Annotated in this window: 2 protein-coding genes; both read left to right on the forward strand. The window is 60.1% G+C overall.

The genetic code is table 11. From position 1 onward, the window contains the following. A partial coding sequence (locus VJV58_RS21985; RefSeq protein ID WP_324139479.1) for a DEAD/DEAH box helicase occupies positions 1–1420 on the forward strand: 1420 nt, incomplete at its 5' end. A gap of 124 nt (positions 1421–1544) precedes the next feature. Then, positions 1545–2351 (forward strand): GGDEF domain-containing protein (locus VJV58_RS21990; RefSeq protein ID WP_324139480.1); only part of this gene is annotated, 807 nt, incomplete at its 3' end.

Below are 2351 nucleotides of genomic sequence, written 5' to 3' on the forward strand. Positions count from 1 at the left end.
TACTGGCTACACCACCCCTACCCCCATTCAGGAACAGGCGATTCCCCATGTTTTGGCGCGCCGAGACGTTCTCGGGATCGCGCAAACTGGCACCGGCAAGACCGCCGCCTTTGTCCTTCCGATGCTCACATTGCTGGAAAAGGGCCGCGCCCGCGCGCGAATGCCGCGCACCCTTATTCTCGAACCGACACGCGAGCTTGCCGCTCAGGTGAAGGAACAATTCGACAAATACGGAGCCGGCCAGAAGCTCAATGTCGCACTCCTGATCGGCGGCGTTTCGTTTGGTGATCAGGACAGCAAGCTAACCCGCGGCGTCGACGTGCTGATCGCAACCCCGGGCCGGTTGCTCGACCATACCGAGCGCGGCGGATTGCTGCTCACAGGTGTCGAGCTTTTGGTCATCGACGAAGCCGACCGCATGCTGGACATGGGATTCATTCCCGACATTGAACGCATCTGCAAGATGATCCCGTTCACGCGCCAAACGCTATTCTTCACGGCGACGATGCCTCCCGAAATCGCCCGTATCACTGAAACCTTCCTGCACAATCCCGAAAAAATCGAAGTCTCGAGGCCGGCGACAACGGCCGTCGGTGTGGCTCAGTTCCAGGTCAGCGTTGGCCGCGAGCCTCATGAAAAACGCGAGACTCTGCGTCGCCTGTTGCGCGATGCCAAAGATCTGAACAACGCGATCATCTTCTGCAATCGCAAGCGTGAAGTGGCGCTGCTGCACAAATCGCTGCAGAAGCATGGCTTCAGTGTGGGTGCCCTGCATGGCGACATGGATCAATCCGCCCGAACCGCGGCGCTGGATCAATTCCGCAAAGGTGAAATCCCGCTGCTGGTTGCTTCCGATGTCGCCGCTCGCGGCCTTGATATTCCGGCGGTCAGCCACGTCTTCAATTTCGACGTGCCGCATCATGCCGATGACTACGTACATCGGATCGGCCGCACTGGCCGTGCCGGTCGTGCCGGCACCGCAATCTCCATGGTCGCGCCGCTCGATTACAAATCGCTCGCGGCGATCGAAAAGCTCATCGGCCAAGCCATTCCCCGCATTGATGGCGGTTCCGAAAACCACGTCGACGGTCCTGCCGTGCCGACCAAAGATGAAACTGAACATCCGCGCCACGCCCGCGCGCGCGACGGGGTCAGAGAAGGCGGACGTGAGGGCTCCCGCGGCGGCCGCAAACCGCGAAGGGAACGCGAACCGCGACGCTCCGGCGGAGGCCGCCATCCCGAACCGAAACCCCAGGCACCCGCGGCAGCATTCACTCCGGCGGCCGCAGCCCAACCGTCGCGCACGCCTTCGATCGGGCGGCATCAAGCACCGCATGCCGCGGTCGATTCATCCGCAGAACCCGCCGACCACTCGCATCTACCGGCATTTTTATTGCGCCCGATCCGCGCCCGAATCTGAATCTCTCAAGTCCTGGTAGGGACTCGTTTACCCCGGGTTCATTTCCGTCCGTTAACTTGTCAGCCATTGTTTAATGATTGCTGCAGAAAGCGGGCAGTGCTGTCCGCTGCTTGGGGACGGGGCCGTGATCAAGGTGCTGGACGATTACGAACGCACATTAGCGTTCGCCGAAGTTGCGTTGGGCCAGATCAAATCCCTCCGCCAGACCGCGATCCCGCGGAATTATGAAATCTGGTACGTCTATGCGACCGGATACAATTCGCCGCTCAACAAGATCATCAATGAGACGCTGGCGCGTAACGGCAAGCTGACCGAAGCCGATCTCGAGCAGATCTACGACACCTATCTATCGCAGATCAAAACGACCGAGCGCATCGATAAGGTAGGCGCTCGAGTGATCGGCGAAGTCGATGCCGTGATGACGCTCATTAGCGATGCCCTGGGAATGTCGGCCAGCTATGATGAGCGCCTGTCCAGCGCGGCCGAGAAGCTTTCCCATGCCGAGACGCGCGATCAGGTCAGAGCCATCGCCGAAAGCCTGATGAAATCAACGATCGAGATGCGTGAAACCAATAACGCGCTGCAGGATCGCCTGTCTCTGTCGAAAACCGAAATCAGCAACCTGCAGCAGAGCCTGGAAGCGATCCGCACCGAGAGCCTGACCGACGCTCTGACCGGCCTCGGCAACCGCAAATATTTCGATCGCATGATCGGCATGGCGGTGCAGACCGCGCTCGCCAACAGCCAGCCGCTGTCGCTCTTGATGTTCGACATCGACCACTTCAAATCGTTCAACGACTCCTATGGTCATCTCACCGGCGACCAGGTGTTGCGCCTGGTCGGCATGACGCTGAAGCAGGCGATCAAGGGCCACGACATCACGGCACGCTATGGCGGCGAGGAGTTCGCGGTGTTGCTGCTCAACACCGCA

It is taken from the genome of Bradyrhizobium sp. (assembly GCF_035273305.1).
Classification (GTDB): Bacteria; Pseudomonadota; Alphaproteobacteria; order Rhizobiales; family Xanthobacteraceae; genus Bradyrhizobium.